Source organism: Micromonospora sp. NPDC023956, assembly GCF_040639195.1.
Taxonomy (GTDB): Bacteria; Actinomycetota; Actinomycetes; order Mycobacteriales; family Micromonosporaceae; genus Micromonospora.
In genome coordinates this window covers 320,472-335,949 of the sequence record NZ_JBEZZN010000004.1, presented here as the reverse complement: position 1 = coordinate 335,949, position 15,478 = coordinate 320,472, and the positions used below count along the sequence as shown (strand labels likewise).

The window sequence follows — 15,478 nt, the reverse complement described above, 5'->3', positions numbered from 1 at the left end:
CTGACACGACCGAAGGAGCGCGGATGGCCCACCCCCGCCGAGTCCTGGTGGCGCTCGTCGCCCTTGCCCTGGCCGTCCCGCTCGGTTCCGAAGCCGCCGCCGTCACGGCGCCGTCCATCCCCCTGAACGACCTGGCCAATCGCACCTATCTCAATTTCCCGGGCGGCCTCTATCCGAACGGCAGCAACGTCCTCCCGGCGGCCCACGGCAATGCCGGGATCAACCGCGCCAGACGGGTACGACCGCTGGACGCGAACGGCGCCCCGAATGTCAACGGCAAGGTCGTGCTGCTCTCCGTCGGCATGTCCAACACCACCCAGGAGTTCTGCGCCCGCCGACCCAACGGGCAGTGCGCGCCCTGGTCCTTCAGCGGGCGGGCAGCAGTCGACCCGCAGGTCGACCACTCGACCCTGGCCATCGTCGACGGAGCGGCCGGTGGGCAGACGGCCGACACCTGGACGTCACCGAACGCGGAGAACTACGAGCGCGTCCGGACGACCGGTCTCGCCCCGCTCGGGCTCACCGAGAACCAGGTCCAAGCGGTCTGGGTCAAGGTGGCGAACGCGAACCCCACCAGCTCCCTACCCGCCTCGAACGCCGACGCCTACCGGCTGGTCACCCAACAGGGCGCGATCGCCAGGGCGCTCAGGATCCGGTACCCCAACCTGCAACTGGTGTTCTTCTCGAGCCGCATCTACGCGGGGTACGCCACCACCAGGCTGAATCCGGAGCCCTACGCGTACGAGAGCGCATTCGCCGTCAAGTGGGTGATCCAGGCGCAGATCGACCAGATGGCCGGCTCGCCCGTCGACCCCCGGGCCGGCAACCTCAACTACAACAGTGTCGCGCCCTGGCTGGCCTGGGGCCCCTACCTGTGGGCCAACGGGACGACCCCGAGGTCGGACGGGCTCACCTGGGCACGCTCCGATCTCGCCGACGACGGCACCCACCCCGCCCAGACCGGCGAGGGGAAGGTGGGCGCCCTGTTGCTCGACTTCTTCCGGTCGTCACCGCAGACCAGGTGCTGGTTCCTGGTCGACGGCACCTGCGCCTGAACACCACGGAGCGGCGGTGACCCCGCACCGCCGGGCGGGCCCCGCCGGGAAGCCCGCACCCGTCGCGAACAGATCGACCCCGATCGGGGTGGCCCCGCCGGAGCGGCCACCCCGATCGACGTCGTGATCAGACCACAGTGGCCGCTTCCCTTGCGCGCGTTCCGTCCCGTCGCCGACCGAGCAGGGAGTCCAGGGCCCAGCGACCCGGACCCAGAACCGCGACGAGCAGGAACGACCAGCAGAACAGCGCGGCGAGTTCACCCCGGTTGTTCATCGGCAGCAATGCCATCGGCTGGTGCACGACGAAGTAGGCGTAGGCCATCGACCCGGAACAGATCACGGCGGCCGGCCGGGCCCAGAGACCGAGCAGGACGAGCAGACCCCCGACGAGCTGGATCAACGCGGCCCACCAGTGCGGCCAGAGGCCGACCTGGATAGCGTCCCCGCTACCCTGGCTGCCCCCGAAGACGCCGAATATCGAGGACAGGCCGCGCGTCAGGAACAGCAGTCCGATGACCATTCGGAACAGGCTGATCACCGGGTCGGTAAGGCGGTTGACAGTCACAATCGTCCCTCTCGTCGACAGGTACCTGCGGGCGTCGCACGGACCGGTGCCGGTTCTCGTGGCACCGACGGATCTCCCACCCCCTCTCCCGCCGCGGGTGGCACCCGGTTGCGGCCCGGAACTACAGGAGAAGTCGACTTTTGACTGAGCAAGAAGTCCGCTACAACCTTTATGCTCTATTGATGGCGTTAAGTCAATAGATGTCATACGGAGGGTCGCGCCGCCGTGGCAGGAGCGGGACGAGTCGACCGCGACGGTCGGACCAACTCCCCGGTGAGAGGCACGGACGGAGCGGGCGGAACGGTTCACCGCGCAGGACCGGCAACCTCCACGGACGCCGTGGCCGGTCGCTCGGCGGCGCGGGCCCGGGGCCCGGTCACCAGCAACGACACCGGTCCGGTCGGGGAACGAGCCCCGTCGACATGCCGGATTCGCTCGTTCTCACCCCACGAGCGGGCACGGACGAGAGCCATCAATCACGGCGCAACCGACAGCAAGCCGACGAGCCGCGCTTCCACCGGGCCCGGACCGGCCGCAGCCCGACGAGGTGGCTGATCTCCGTCCGGGCGCGGCGCGCAACCGGGCGCGGCACACCGGACCCGCAGCCGTGGACCGGTCAGGTGGCCTGCGCGGCCAACTCGCGGGCCCGGTCACGGGCCGCCTCGAGGGCGGCGAGCAGCGCCGCCCGTACGCCGTGCTTCTCCAGCTCGCGGATAGCGGAGATGGTGGTACCGGCCGGTGAGGTGACCGCCTCGCGGAGCTTCACCGGGTGCTCGCCGGAGTCGCGCAGCATCACCGCCGACCCGATGGCGGTCTGCACGATCAGCTCGTGGGCCACCTGGCGGGGCAGGCCGAGCAGGATCCCGGCGTCGATCATCGCCTCGACCAGCAGGTAGAAGTAGGCCGGACCGGAGCCGGAGAGGGCGGTGACCGCGTCCTGCTGCGACTCGGGCACCCGGATCGTCGCGCCGAGCGGCGTGAACATCTCCTCGGCCAGGGCGAGGTGCTCCCCGGTGGCGTGCGCGCCGGCCGAGATCGCGGTCATCGCCTGGTCGACCAGGGCCGGGGTGTTCGTCATGACCCGGACGACCGGGGTGTCGGCGGGCAACCGCCGGCTGAAGAATCCGGTGGGCAGCCCGGCGCAGAGCGAGATGACCAGCTTCCCGGCGGGAACATTGGGCCCGATCTCGTCGAGCAGCACCCCCGCGTCCTGCGGCTTGACGGAGATCGCGAGCACCTCCGCGTCCCGTACCGCGGTGATGTTGTCGACCACGCGGACGCCGTACCGGGTGGCGATCTCCTCGGCGCGTTCCCGACGCCGTGCGGTGGCCAGCAACCGGTCGGCCGGCCAGCCCGAGCGGAGCAGGCCGGAGAGCATCAGCTCGCCGATCTTGCCGGCACCGATCACCGCGACCGTGTGCACCCCAGTCGACATCCCGCCGTACCCCTCTCCTCTTCCTCGGCAGCGCCGACGGCGACACCGTCGGATCGCGACGACCCGGTGCGGGGGCGGCGGACGCCGAGACGTCCGCCGCCCCACCCGGTCAGCTACCGAAGAAGACCTCGGCCTCGGCGTACCGCTCCAGCGGCACGGTCTTCAGCTCGCGGGTGGCGTCGGCGAGCGGCACCCGGACGATGTCCGTGCTCTGCATGGCGACCATCTTGCCCCAGTCGCCCTCGTGCGCGGCGTCGATCGCCTGGAGGCCGAGCCGGGTGGCGAGCACCCGGTCGAAGGCGGTCGGGGTGCCGCCGCGCTGGATGTGGCCGAGCACGACGGTGCGGGCCTCCTTGCCGGTCTTGGCCTCGAGCTGCTCGGCGAGCCACTGGCCGATGCCGCCGAGCCGGACGTGACCGAAGGCGTCCAGCTCCTGGTTGTGCAGGACCATCTGCCCGTCGAGCGGCTGCGCGCCCTCGGCGACCACGACGATCGGGGCGTACTGGTGCTGGAAGCGCTTCTCGACGTACCCGGCGACCTGCTCGACGTCGAACTGCCGCTCGGGCAGCAGGATCACGTTGGCGCCACCGGCGAGACCGGCGTGCAGGGCGATCCAGCCCGCGTGCCGCCCCATCACCTCGACGACCAGCGTCCGGTGGTGGCTCTCGGCCGTGGTGTGCAGCCGGTCGATCGCCTCCATGGCGATGTTGACGGCGGTGTCGAAGCCGAAGGTGTAGTCGGTGGCGCCGAGGTCGTTGTCGATGGTCTTCGGCACGCCGATGACGTTGACGTCCAGCTCGTGCAGCTTGGTCGCGACGCCGAGGGTGTCCTCACCACCGATCGCGATCAGGGCGTCGACGCCCTGCGCGGCGAGGTTCTCCTTGATCCGCTCGACCCCGTTCTCGATCTTGAACGGGTTGGTGCGGGACGAACCGAGGATGGTGCCGCCGCGGGGCAGGATGCCGCGGACCTCCGCGATGCCCAGCGGGCGGGACAGCCCCTCCAGCGGGCCCTTCCAGCCGTCCCGGAAGCCCACGAACTCGTGGCCGTAGCTGGCGACGCCCTTGCGGACCACCGCCCGGATCACCGCATTGAGACCGGGGCAGTCGCCACCGCCGGTGAGCACGCCGATACGCATGATCTGCTCATCCTCCTGGAGCTTCGGTTAGCCCAACAAAGCCCCAGGATATGGGTCAATCCGACCACGGCGCCGTTGCCGGCCCGGGGCGGGCCGTCAGAGCGCACTGTAGTCGGCACGGCGGTGCCCCGACAGCGCGCCCCGGAAGGTGTCCATCCGCTGGCCACGGAGAGCACACAGCTCAGTAACGGACCGCGCGGTTGTCGCCGGGTCCGGGCGGCCGACCGGTCACCGCCGACCGGACGGCACCGAGCAGGGTGACCACCGTGCTGTCCGGCGCGGCCCAGTACTGGGCCGAGCTGGCGTGCATCCTGATCAGGGTCAGTCCGGGCGTGTCGGGTCCGTCCGGGAACCACACCCGCAGCGCCGGGTGCCAGAGCCGTTCGACGTCGGCCCGGTCGTTCTCCTCCCGCGCGGTGCCGGAGACGGAGATCCAGGTGTGTCGCCGCGGGTCGCCGAAGGCCGCGTTGACCTCCGGGTTGACCCGGATCTGCCGGACCTTGGCCGAGTCCACCCGGGTGAAGAACCACAGGTCGCCCTCGAACTCCGCCTCCTGGAGCGCCATCGGACGGCTGACCTGCCGACCGTCGACGGCGATCGTGGTGAGCATGCAGACGCGCGCGGCGCGGATCAGTTCGGTGACCCGGTGCCGACCCTCGGCGTCCGTGGTCGGCTCAGGACTCATCGTGACACTCCCTCGCGTCGGTTCCACGCGGGCCGACTGCTCCGCCCGCGCCGGCTGACGTCCCGGTGCCCGGGACGGAACCGCCCAAACCTGCTATGGCGGAACCAGCTCCGGGCCGGACGACGGAAGCGGGTCACCCGGCGCCGACCGCAGCGCGTGACGGACGGTCACCGCCCTGCCGGAGCACGGGGGACGCCGGGGAGCGGGACGACTCAGTCGCCGGTCATCGCCCGCCACCGGGCGAGGTTGTGCCGGGCGTCGACCAGCGCGTCGTGCCGGGAGGCCTCGGCCGACGGCAGCGGCGGGCGGCCCCGGTCGTCCCAGAGCTGGCGGAGTTCCTTGGTGAACCGGGGGATCTCCCGGGGCAGGGTGATCATCGAGCCCCAGAGCTGGGCGAGCACCACGTGGTCGTAGGCGGCGTACCACGCCCAGAGTTCGATCTGCTCGTCCGGCCGGCCGCGCACCGGTTCGACCAGGAAGTCGAGCAGGTCCTCCCGGATCCGCTCCCGGGAGCGCCAGGCCCGGTCGGCGGGCGAGGGCAGCTTGTCGAGCACGTTGCGACGCACCCAGGGCACCGCCCGGGAGTCGTCGAACTCGGTGGAGACCGCGTAGAACTCACGGCCGTACTCGTCGACGACGCCGATCGACACGAGGTCGATGGTGCGGCCGTCCTCGATGAACTCGCAGTCGTAGAAGTAGCGGTAGACCATCCCGGTCATCCTCGCGCACCCGTCCGGCGGCCCGACCGGCGGGGGGCTGCGGGAGCAGGCCCGTCACCGGCGGCACGGACGGTCGGCGCGGGGATGGTCCCGCCCCCCGCGCCGACCGGTCGCAGATGGTCCGCGACCCGTTCCACCGCACCCCCGTACGGTCACCGCCCGACGGTGGAGTTCTCCCCTCACCGTGGCATCCGCCGCAGCTCAGGATTGTCACGGAAGTGATTTCAGGGGTGTACAGCAAGCGACAGGGACGTCATGATCTGATGTGTACCGCTACCGGACGCCGAACCGGTGTCAGTTCACCTCCACCCGGGGGCTGTCAGGTTCACCCGGCTGCGAGTTGTGGTCCTTGACCGGGGAGGGGTTGGGCCGTGGAGATGCGCCTGCCGGAGCCGGGTGACGCGCTCACGGGAGTCGAGATGTTCGCCGGCCTGGAGCCGGAGGTTCGTCAGCGGGTGATCGCGGCGGCCGTGCCGCGCACCTACCGCAAGGGGCAGCTGCTCTTCGTGGAGAACGACCCCGGCGAGTCCCTGATCGTGCTCCGCCGGGGCGCGGTGGCGGTGTTCCGCACCGCCCCGACCGGCGAGCGTGCGGTGCTGTCGGTGATCCGACCGCCGGACGTGCTCGGCGAGGTGTCCCTGCTCGACGCCTCGACCCGGTCTGCGTCCGCCGAGGCGATCGAGGACTGCAGCGCCCTGGCGCTGTCCCGACCGGCCTTCATGGAGCTGGTGCACTCCAACCCGCGCATCCTGGACGCGGTGATGCGCTCCCTGGGCGCCCTGATCCGGCGCCTGACCGAACAGAACGCCGACCACGTCTTCCTCGACCTGCCCGGCCGGGTGGCCAAGACGCTCGTCCGGCTGGCCGGCGAGAGCCAGGCTCCGATGATCACGATCGAGCTCAACCAGTCCCAGCTGGCGGAGATGGCCGGGGGTTCCCGGCAGAGCGTCAACCAGGCGATCGGCTCGTTCGCCAGCCGGGGCTGGCTGCGCACCGAGGGACGCCGCATCGTGGTGACCGACGTGGCCGCGTTACGCCGCCGGGCGGGCATGCCCGACCGCTGACCGGGCCGGCGCGTGCCACTGTCGACGAACACGACCGCTGACCTGGTGGCTGACCTGGAGCGGGGCCCGTGGGGGCGCGTTCCCGTCAGGCGTCGCGCCCGGTGGGGCGGATCCCGGTGACGCGGCACCCTGCGTGCTGCGTGGGGGTGGAAACGACGGTGTCCCGCGCGCCGGGTGGCACGCGGGACACCGGGTGGCGTACGGCGGTCAGGGCTTCGTGCTGGTCGGCCCGACCCACTCCGTGGTCTCGCCGCCGCCCGACTTCGGGCCTTCGGTGACGATGCCGGCGGCCTGGAGCTCGGCCAGGGTCGCGGCGTCCACGTCGACGGTCTCCCCCGCGGCGTGGTTCACGCCGTCGGTGTCGGTCCACTCCGCGTTCAGTCGGACGTACACCATGGAATTCTCCCCCTGTGTGATCGAAACTCGGCTGACTGAATGTAGCCGTTCCCCGTAACAAAGACACTGTCCGTAAGCCAACAGGCGGGTACCCGACAGCAGCTCGTTACCGGGATACTGACTCAGGACGGCCCCGTGGGCCGTCGACGGCCACTTTCGGTCACCGCCGCGCCGGCGCGACGCGCCCGGCCGGCGCACTCAGCTCGGATCGTCCCGGGAGGTTGGCATCGCCGCCCACTGTGTCCAGTGTGGCCGACCCGCTGCGCCCGACGACCGCTTCTGCGGTGGCTGCGGTGTGGAACTGGCCCTCGCCTGTGAACACTGCGACCGGCCACTCACCCCGGACGCGGCGTTCTGCACCGGCTGCGGCCGGGCCCGCACCGGCCGCGACACGCACCCGGCGGTCCGGGGCGGCGGCCCCGCCCCCGCCGCACCGGCGCAGGAGGACCGTCGCCGGGTCAGCGTCCTCTTCGTCGACCTGATCGACTTCACCCCCTACGTGGAACAGTCCGATCCGGAACTGGTCCGGGGACTGCAGACGGGCTTCTTCTCCGCCGCCCGTCGGGTGATCGGCCAGTACGGCGGGGTGGTGGAGAAGTACATCGGGGACGCCGTGATGGCCCTCTTCGGTGCGCCCGTGGCGACCGAGACCGACGCGCTGCGCTGCGTCCGGGCCGGACTGGAGCTGCAACGGGTGCTGGCCCGTTTCGCCCCGGTGGGCGCGGACGGGCTCCGCTTCCGGGTCGGGGTGGCCACCGGCGAGGCGCTGGTGGACGTGGCCGCCGCGCACCATGGTGGTCAGGCCATCGTGGCCGGTGACGTGGTCAACACCGCCTCCCGGATGCAGTCGGTGGCCCCGCCCGGTGGCGTCCTGGTCTGCGGCACGACGTATGCGCTCACCCGGGGTGCGGTCCGGTACGAGCAGCAGCCGGCGGTCACCCTCAAGGGACGCTCGTCGCCCACCGAGGTGTGGCTGGCGCTCGGCGCGGCCCAGCGTCGGCAGCCGGACCGGGAACCGGACGCCACTCCGCTCATCGACCGGGAACACGAACTGGGTCTGCTCGTCAACGCGCTGGACCGGGCCACCCGGGAGCGGATGCCGCAACTGGTGACCGTGTTCGGCCGGGCCGGCATCGGCAAGAGCCGACTGGTCCGGGAGCTCTACCGGCACACCCGCGCCGGCGCGGACGCCTCGCTGACCTGGCGCACCGGTCGGTGCCCGCCGTTCGGTGAGAACGTCACGTTCGCCGCGCTGGCCGACATCGTCAAGTCCGAGGCCGGCATCCTCGACACCGATCCGGCCACCGCCGCCGCGCCCCGGCTGCGGGCGGCGGTGGCCGACCTGGTCGGGCCGGGCGAGGCGGACCGGCTGGTCGACGCGCTGCGCCCGCTGGTCGGCCTGCCCGGTCCCACGCTGCCGGCCGAGGAGACCCAGTCCGCCTGGCGGCGCTTCCTGCTGGCCCTGGCCGCCCGCCGCCCGACCGTGCTGGTCTTCGAGGACCTGCACTGGGGCGACGAGAAGATGCTGCGCCTGATCGAGCTGCTCGGGGCGTCCGCGCGGGACGTACCCCTGCTGGTGCTCTGCACCGCCCGGCCGGAACTGATCAACCGCGACCCGAGCTGGGCGGGGACCATCGCCGGGTCGCTGACCATCACCCTGCCGCCGCTGCGCCCGAGCGGGATCACCTCGCTGTACGCGCACCTGTTCGGCCAGTCCGTCTTCTCCCCCGACCTGATCAACCCGCTGGTCGACGTCGCCGACGGCAACCCGCTCTACGCCCACGAGTACGTGCGGATGTTGATCGAGCAGGGCTTCCTGCGCCAGTCGGGGCGGGGTTGGCTGCTGAAGAAGCAGGACGGGCTGCCGATCCCGGACAACGTGCACGCGGTGATCGCCAACCGGGTCGACCTGCTCGACCCGGCCGACCGGGCGGTGCTGCTGGCCGCCTCGGTGGTCGGCACCCAGTTCTGGCCCGGTGCGGTGGCCGCCGCGCTCGGGCAGCCGGTCGAGGCGGTGGAGCGGGCGCTGCGCCGGCTCGGGCAGCGGGACTTCGTCGTCGAGCTGCCGGCGTCCACCATGGCGGGGCAGGCCGAGTACCAGTTCCGGCACATCCTGGTCCGGGACGTCTGCTACCAGCGGCTGCCCCGCACCGAGCGGGTCGCCCGGCACGAACGGACCGCCGACTGGATCGACGCGCTGGCCCGGGGGCGGGACACCGACCTGGCCGAGGTGCTGGCCAACCACCGCTGGGCGGCGCACGAGATCGCCCGGACCCTCGGGCTGGACACCGGCCGGTACGCCGCGACGGCGCGCGAGGCGCTGCACCGGGCGGCGCGGCGCGCGTACAGCCTGCACGCCCTGGACGCGGCGGCGCACCACACGTCCCGGGCCCTCGGTCTGGCCGACGACGCCGACCCGTTGGACCGGCTCCAGCTGGAGCTGCTCGGCGCGGAAATCTCGTTCTTCCGCGACGGCGCGGCGTTCCTCGACGCCGGCGGCACCGAAACCCTGACCGACCTGGCCGAACGGCTCTTCACGCACGGCGACGTGGGCTGTGCCGCCCGGGCCTGGACGCTGCTCGGCCGCGCGGCGTGGATCCGCACCGACCGGGACACCGCGCTGGCCCGGCTGGCCCGCGCGGTGCAGCTGTTCGAGGGGCTGCCCGACAGCGAGCAGAAGGCGGACGCCTACGCCGAGCTGGGGCGGCTGCACATGCTCAACAACGAGAGCGCCGAGGCGGTGGCGGCGGCCAGCACCGCCGCCGGGATCGCCGAGCGGCTCGGCCTGGTGGAGGCCCGGGTGGACGCGCAGATCACCGCCGCCACCGCCCGCTACCAGGCCGGGGACCGGACCGGGGTGGACGAGCTGCACGCGGCGTTCGAGGCCGCCCGGACCCAACGGTTGCTCGCCCTGCCGCGGGCGATGCAGAACCTCGCCTACGTGGTGTGTGAGGAGGGCGACTGGATCCGCTCCAACGAACTGTTGACCGAGGCGGCGGAGCTGTCCGGCTCACCCGGGCTGACCACGGGGTACTCCGGCGAGGCGATGCGGGCGTACTTCGAGGGCGAGTTCGGCGCGCTGCTGACGGCGGCGGACGCCTTCGTGGACACGCCGACCGGCCGGTGGGACATGCAGGTCCGGGGGCTGCGTGCCGGCCTGCGGATCCTGCGGGACGAGCCGGTGCCGGGCGAACGGGGCGGGCCGGGTGCCACGCCGGGCGAGCGCAGCGGCCGGCCGGGCGGGGCGGGACCGGTGCTCACCGCGGTCGGCCCACCGGCGCCCCGGCCGGTCGACGACGTCAGCGACGCGTTGGACACCGCCCGGCGCAGCGGGTTCCGGCGGCTGCACTGGACGACGCTGGGCATCAGCGCGCTCTGCCGGGCGTTGCAGGGGCGTACCGGTGAGGCCGGGGAACTCCTGGCGGAGCTGGACGACTCGTGGTCGGCGGTGCCGGCGCTGCTCAGCGGCGAGTGGATCGCGGCGGCGGCGTACGCGGCGGTGCTCTGTGGACGGGACACGGCGGTACGGGTACGCGGGATGCTGGAGCGGGCGCCGCACCGGACCCCGTGGACCGATGCCGCCCGGCAGACCGTCACCGCGGCGCTCGCCGCGACCGACGGCGACCACGCTCGGGCCGGTCAGCTCTACGGCGCCGCCGCCGAGCTGTACGGGCGGATCCCGGCGGTCACCGACCGGATGCTCGCGCTCGCGCTCGCCGCGAAGGAGTTGGAGCGGGCGGGCGACCCGGCCGGGGCGGCCACCGTACAGGGCGAGGTCCGCGCGTTCGCCCTGCGCAACCGCGCTCCGGGCCTGCTCCGCATCGGCGACCCGGACGTGTCCGCCCGGTCCTCACCCACGCTCGCCTCCTGATCCCGTCCGACCGGGACGGAACGGCGGGGGGGCAGGGCGGGGCAGGTCAGGCGGGGACCGGGGTGGCCGGCTGGTTCTTGAGCTTCTGGGCGTAGACGTCGACGTACTCGCGGCCGGAGAGTTCCATCAGCTCGTACATGATCTCGTCGGTGACCGCGCGCTCGACGAAGCGGTCGCCGGCCAGGCCGGCGTACCGGGAGAAGTCGAGCGGCGCACCGAACCGGATCCGCACCTGCGCGACCTTGGGGACGAGCTTGCCCGGGGGCTGGATCTCGTCCAGGTTGACCATGACCACCGGCACCACCGGGGCGCCGCTCTCCAGCGCCAGCCGGGCCACCCCGGTCTTGCCCCGGTAGAGCCGGCCGTCCGGGGACCGGGTGCCCTCCGGATAGATGCCGGCGACCCCGCCGGCCCGGAGCACCGCGAGCTGCGCGTCCAGCGCCGCCTGGGCGGCCCGGCCGCCGGAACGGTCGATCGGCAGGGTGCCGGTGCCGACGAAGAACAACCGGGTCAGCCAGCCCTTGATCCCCTTGCCGGTGAAGTACTCGGCCTTGGCCACGAAGGTCACCCGCCGGGGGACGATCAGCGGCAGGAAGATCGAGTCCGAGAAGGAGAGGTGGTTGCTGGCCAGGATCACCGGCCCGGTGGCGGGCAGGTGCGCGAAACCCTCGACGTGAGGTCGGAAGATCAACCTCAGCCAGGGGCCGAGGATGACGTACTTCATCAGCCAGTACAGCACCGCTGTCCTTCCCGAAGGGGTCCGTGACGGCACCGCCGGAGCGTCCGGGGCGCACGCCGAGCGTCGGCCGAGGCCCACGAACCGTCGGCCCTGAGCCTACGAACCGGAAGCCGAGCCCCACAACGCGCGCCCGGGTACCAACGGGGACGGGTAGGTCACACGGGTCGCCCTGCTCCGCCGCGTGCTCGCACTTCCCGCACAAACAGACAAAAATCCATGGCCGCGACCTGCGGCGCCGTCGTTGACTTTCGGCAACGCGCCACAACGCACTCCCGGAACCGGGGGCGGACGTGTCACGATTCAGGACACGGCGTGCGGGCGGGGGCGCCGGAGAACCTGCGCCGCCAGGTGCGAGGAGGAGGACGCCGGTGTCAGCGGGTGGGGCACGCCGGGGACGGCGGGACAACGGGCTCGACGCGAGCGAGTACGCCGTGGCGGGTGACGTGGATCCACGCGTCGGTGAGCACCTGCTCGACGTGCTCGCCGCCGGCGGCATCGCCGCGTACCTGCAACCCTCGGCCGACCTGAACCCGGTGACCCGGACGACCACCGTGCCCGCCCGGCCGGTCGACCGGCTCTACGTCGACCGTTCCCACCTGACCACCGCCCGGGACTACCTCACCCAGCTCAGCGACGAGGGCGTCAGCGGGCCGACCCGCCCGGGCGAGCCCGACGTCGAGGCCGAGTGGGCCCGGATCGTGGCCGGCTTCCACCGCGCCCCGACCCCCGGCCCCACGCCCTGGCCCGCCGCCGAGGAACTGGACGACACCCCGAAGCCACCGGCCGGCGCGCTCGGCCGCACCGAGGAGGGCACCGCCCCGACCGTCACCGGGGTCCGTCCGCTCCCCTCCGCCGCCGACTTCTCCGGCATCTCGGTCGGGCGCCGGCAGGACGAGCCCTCGCTCCTGGACGGTCTGGACACCTTCGGTGCGGACCTGCCCGACGGCCCGGACGACGAGGGCTACACCCCGCCACCGCCCCCGCCGCTACCGGCGGTCTCCAAGTACGCCGTGGCCGGCGTGCTCTCCGTCATCGTCGGCTTCGTGCTCTTCCTCTTCCCGTCGGTCCTGCCGGCCGACCGGGCGGTGGTGACCCTGCTCGGTTTCACCGGCATCCTCGCCGGGTTCGTCACGTTGATCTGGCGGCTGCGGCCCGGTGACCCGGAGGATCACGACCCGGACGACGGCGCGGTCGTCTGACCGTCGTCGGTCCGGATCCGTGCCACCCGGGCGTCCGGATGGCGGGACACCCACCACCCGGGACAGGGAAAGTAACAGTGGTGTAACTTACGGTCAGTAGGAATACGGCTGTAACGTCACTCCCCTCGCTGACTGCCCGGTTCCTCCCACTCAGGGCGGTCATCCCTCGGCAGATCGGAATGACCGAGATGCGCCAGAGCTCCCTCGTGGTGGTGGCCAACCGCCTTCCCGTCGACAACAGCGTGGCACCCGACGGCGCCTGCGAGTGGCGCCGAAGCCCCGGCGGCCTGTTGAGCGCCCTGCACCCCCTGCTGAAGCACACCCCCGCGACCTGGATCGGCTGGGCCGGCGGCACCGGTCCCGCCCCCGCCCTGCCCGACGTCGACGGCGTCCGGCTGCACACCGTCCCGCTCACCCCGGAGGACTTCCGGGACCACTACGAGGGCTTCGCGAACGCCACCCTCTGGCCGCTGTACCACGACGCGGTCGAGCAGCCCGAACACCACCGGCGTTGGTGGGAGGCGTACCAGCGGGTCAACCGGCGGTTCGCCGAGGCCGCCGCCGAGGTGACCGAGCCGGGTGGCGTGGTCTGGGTGCAGGACTACCACCTGCAACTGGTGCCCGCCCTGCTCCGCGAACTCCGCCCCGACCTGCGGATCGGCTTCTTCCTGCACGTGCCGTTCCCGCCGCCCGAGCTGTTCATGCAGCTCCCCCGCCGGGCCGAGCTGCTGCGCGGGATCCTCGGCGCGGACCTGGTCGGCTTCCAGCGTGCCCAGGCCGCGCACAACTTCGCACAGCTGGTGGCGAAGGTCTTCGGCGTGCCCGCCACCGACCGGCAGATCGAGGTGGACGGCCGCACGGTGCGGGTGGGCGCCTTCCCGGTCTCCATCGACACCGCCGAGATGGCGGCGCTGGCCGCCCGGCCCGACGTGGTGGCCCGTGCCGACCGGCTCCGCGAGGACCTCGGCGACCCGGAACACGTGATCCTCAGTGTCGACCGGATGGACTACACCAAGGGCATCGAACACCGGCTCAAGGCGTACAGCGAGCTGATCGCCGGCGGTCACATCAAGGTGCACGACACGGTCCTGGTGCAGGTGGCCGTGCCCAGCCGGGAACGGGTCGGGCAGTACCAGATCCTCCGGGACCGGGTCGAACGGGAGGTCGGGCGGATCAACGGCGAGTTCGGCCGGGTCGGTGAGCCCGCCATCCACTACCTCACCCAGCCCTTCGACCGGGCCGAGCTGGCCGCGCTCTACCGGATGGCGGACGTGATGGCGGTGACTCCGCTGCGGGACGGGATGAACCTGGTCGCCAAGGAGTACGTCGCCGCCCGGGTCGACGACTCCGGCGCGCTGCTGCTCAGCGAGTTCGCCGGCGCGGCGGCGGAGCTGTCCGAGGCGTACCAGGTCAACCCGCACGACCTGGAGGGGCTCAAGCAGGGCCTGCTCGCGGCCCTCCAGGCCGATCCGAAGGACGCGGCGGCCCGGATGCGCGCGATGCGGGAACACCTGCACCGGTACGACATCCGGTCCTGGGTCCGCTCCTACCTGACCACCCTGGACGAGATCGGCCCCGTACCGCCCGGGGTGACCACCGGCTGAGCGGGCCGCTGCTCAGACCGGCACGACGGCCGGCGTCGGCTCCTTGACCAGCCAGTCCAGGACCGCGTCGATCGGCTCCCGCCACCGCGCGTCGAGCATCAGGTCGTGCCCCATGCCGGGGAAGAGCAGCGGAGCCGAGCCATAGCGCCGGGCGGCGCGGGTCAGCGCCGCCGCCGGAACCACCCGGTCGTCCGGGCTGCCCAGCACCAGCACCGGCGGGTGACCCACCGCCGGTTCCACGGCACCGGGAAAGAGCAGCCGCCACTGGGCGCGCCGACCGGCCCGACCCAGCCGGGCCAGGTGCGCCCGGGCGGCGGTCTCCGGCAGCTCCGGGCTGAACAGCTGCCGCCGGTTCAGCCGCAGCCGGCCACCCCAGAGGGCGGGGAGCGTACCGACCGGGTTGCGGCGCAGCGCCGCGCCGAGCGTGCCCCAGCCACCGAACACCGGGGCGACCAGCACTCCGGCCCGCGCCGGGTACCGGGCCAGCGCGTGCGCCACCACCAGAGCCCCCGCGCCGTGCCCCACCAGCACCGCCTGACGCGGCAGCTCCGCCGCCACCTGGACCACGTCGTGGGTGTACGCCCGCAGCGACGCCTCCGGCGCCGGTTCGCTGCCGCCGTGCCCGCGCAGGCTCACCGCGTGCGCCGGGAAGCCCCGGGCGGCGGCGTGCTCCAGCCAGTGCTCGGCGAATGCCCACGCGCCGTGACCGAAGCCCGGGACGAAGAGCAGCGGCGGGCGCCCCTGCTCCAACTCGGGCAGCGCGCTGAGCACCTCACGGCGGGCCGGGCGTACCGGCCGGGCCCACTCCCGCCCCCGGACGATCCGTGTTCCACTCACCGGGGCCGCCCTCCGTTCACGACTGCGGGGCTCGCAAGCTCACTCCTCGCGCTCACCGAACCCGCCCTCCGTTCGCGACTGCGGGGCTCGCAAGCTCACTCCTCGCGCTCACCGAACCCGCCCTCCGTTCGCGACTGCGGGGCTCGCAAGCTCACTCCTCGCGCTCACCGA

13 protein-coding genes are annotated in these 15,478 nt (G+C 72.7%); 5 read left to right on the top strand and 8 right to left on the bottom strand.

All coding sequences use genetic code 11. From position 1 onward, the window contains the following. Positions 1–23 precede the first annotated feature (23 nt). Positions 24–1,055 (top strand): hypothetical protein, encoded by a 1,032-nt coding sequence (locus AB0F58_RS11110; RefSeq protein WP_357141261.1) that lies wholly within the window; start codon positions 24–26, stop codon positions 1,053–1,055. Between the two features lie 127 nt (positions 1,056–1,182). On the opposite strand, the gene AB0F58_RS11105 is transcribed toward AB0F58_RS11110, so the two are convergent. From AB0F58_RS11105 to AB0F58_RS11085, 5 genes are all read right to left on the bottom strand, one after another. After that, positions 1,183–1,575 carry a DoxX family protein gene (locus tag AB0F58_RS11105; RefSeq protein ID WP_357141258.1) on the bottom strand — a complete coding sequence of 131 codons (393 nt, stop codon included), beginning with the start codon at positions 1,573–1,575 and terminating at the stop codon, positions 1,183–1,185. Positions 1,576–2,236: 661 nt separating this feature from the next. Further along, positions 2,237–3,055, bottom strand: a complete 819-nt coding sequence (gene proC, locus AB0F58_RS11100) for a pyrroline-5-carboxylate reductase (protein ID WP_357141256.1) — start codon at positions 3,053–3,055, stop codon at positions 2,237–2,239. 109 nt (positions 3,056–3,164) lie between these two features. Beyond that, positions 3,165–4,193, bottom strand: a complete 1,029-nt coding sequence (locus AB0F58_RS11095; protein WP_357141253.1) for a 6-phosphofructokinase — start codon at positions 4,191–4,193, stop codon at positions 3,165–3,167. Between the two features lie 181 nt (positions 4,194–4,374). Next, positions 4,375–4,878 carry a pyridoxamine 5'-phosphate oxidase family protein gene (locus tag AB0F58_RS11090; RefSeq protein ID WP_357141251.1) on the bottom strand — a complete coding sequence of 168 codons (504 nt, stop codon included), beginning with the start codon at positions 4,876–4,878 and terminating at the stop codon, positions 4,375–4,377. 212 nt (positions 4,879–5,090) lie between these two features. Next, complete coding sequence (locus AB0F58_RS11085; protein ID WP_357141832.1) at positions 5,091–5,588, bottom strand: polyadenylate-specific 3'-exoribonuclease AS; 498 nt, start codon at positions 5,586–5,588, stop codon at positions 5,091–5,093. A 380-nt stretch (positions 5,589–5,968) separates the two neighbouring features. Between AB0F58_RS11085 and AB0F58_RS11080 the strand changes: the two genes are divergently transcribed. After that, complete coding sequence (locus AB0F58_RS11080; protein WP_357141248.1) at positions 5,969–6,661, top strand: Crp/Fnr family transcriptional regulator; 693 nt, start codon at positions 5,969–5,971, stop codon at positions 6,659–6,661. 207 nt (positions 6,662–6,868) lie between these two features. On the opposite strand, the gene AB0F58_RS11075 is transcribed toward AB0F58_RS11080, so the two are convergent. Next, complete coding sequence (locus tag AB0F58_RS11075) at positions 6,869–7,057, bottom strand: hypothetical protein (RefSeq protein WP_357141245.1); 189 nt, start codon at positions 7,055–7,057, stop codon at positions 6,869–6,871. A 226-nt stretch (positions 7,058–7,283) separates the two neighbouring features. Here AB0F58_RS11075 and AB0F58_RS11070 point away from each other — a divergent pair, with 226 nt between their 5' ends. Then, a complete protein-coding gene (locus tag AB0F58_RS11070; RefSeq protein ID WP_357141829.1) occupies positions 7,284–10,928 on the top strand; it encodes an adenylate/guanylate cyclase domain-containing protein in 3,645 nt (1,214 codons plus the stop codon). Positions 10,929–10,974: 46 nt separating this feature from the next. Here AB0F58_RS11070 and AB0F58_RS11065 read toward each other — a convergent pair whose 3' ends face one another. Further along, entirely contained in the window at positions 10,975–11,667 is a 693-nt protein-coding gene (locus AB0F58_RS11065) for a lysophospholipid acyltransferase family protein (protein WP_357141242.1), read from the bottom strand. Positions 11,668–12,035: 368 nt separating this feature from the next. Between AB0F58_RS11065 and AB0F58_RS11060 the strand changes: the two genes are divergently transcribed. After that, on the top strand, positions 12,036–12,866 hold the full coding sequence (locus tag AB0F58_RS11060; RefSeq protein ID WP_357141241.1) for a DUF308 domain-containing protein: 831 nt from the start codon (positions 12,036–12,038) through the stop codon (positions 12,864–12,866). A gap of 188 nt (positions 12,867–13,054) precedes the next feature. Further along, positions 13,055–14,470, top strand: a complete 1,416-nt coding sequence (locus AB0F58_RS11055) for a trehalose-6-phosphate synthase (protein ID WP_357141239.1) — start codon at positions 13,055–13,057, stop codon at positions 14,468–14,470. Positions 14,471–14,482: 12 nt separating this feature from the next. Here the strand turns inward: AB0F58_RS11055 and AB0F58_RS11050 are convergent, their stop codons facing one another. Beyond that, positions 14,483–15,307 carry an alpha/beta hydrolase gene (locus AB0F58_RS11050; protein WP_357141236.1) on the bottom strand — a complete coding sequence of 275 codons (825 nt, stop codon included), beginning with the start codon at positions 15,305–15,307 and terminating at the stop codon, positions 14,483–14,485. Positions 15,308–15,478: the final 171 nt, after the last annotated feature.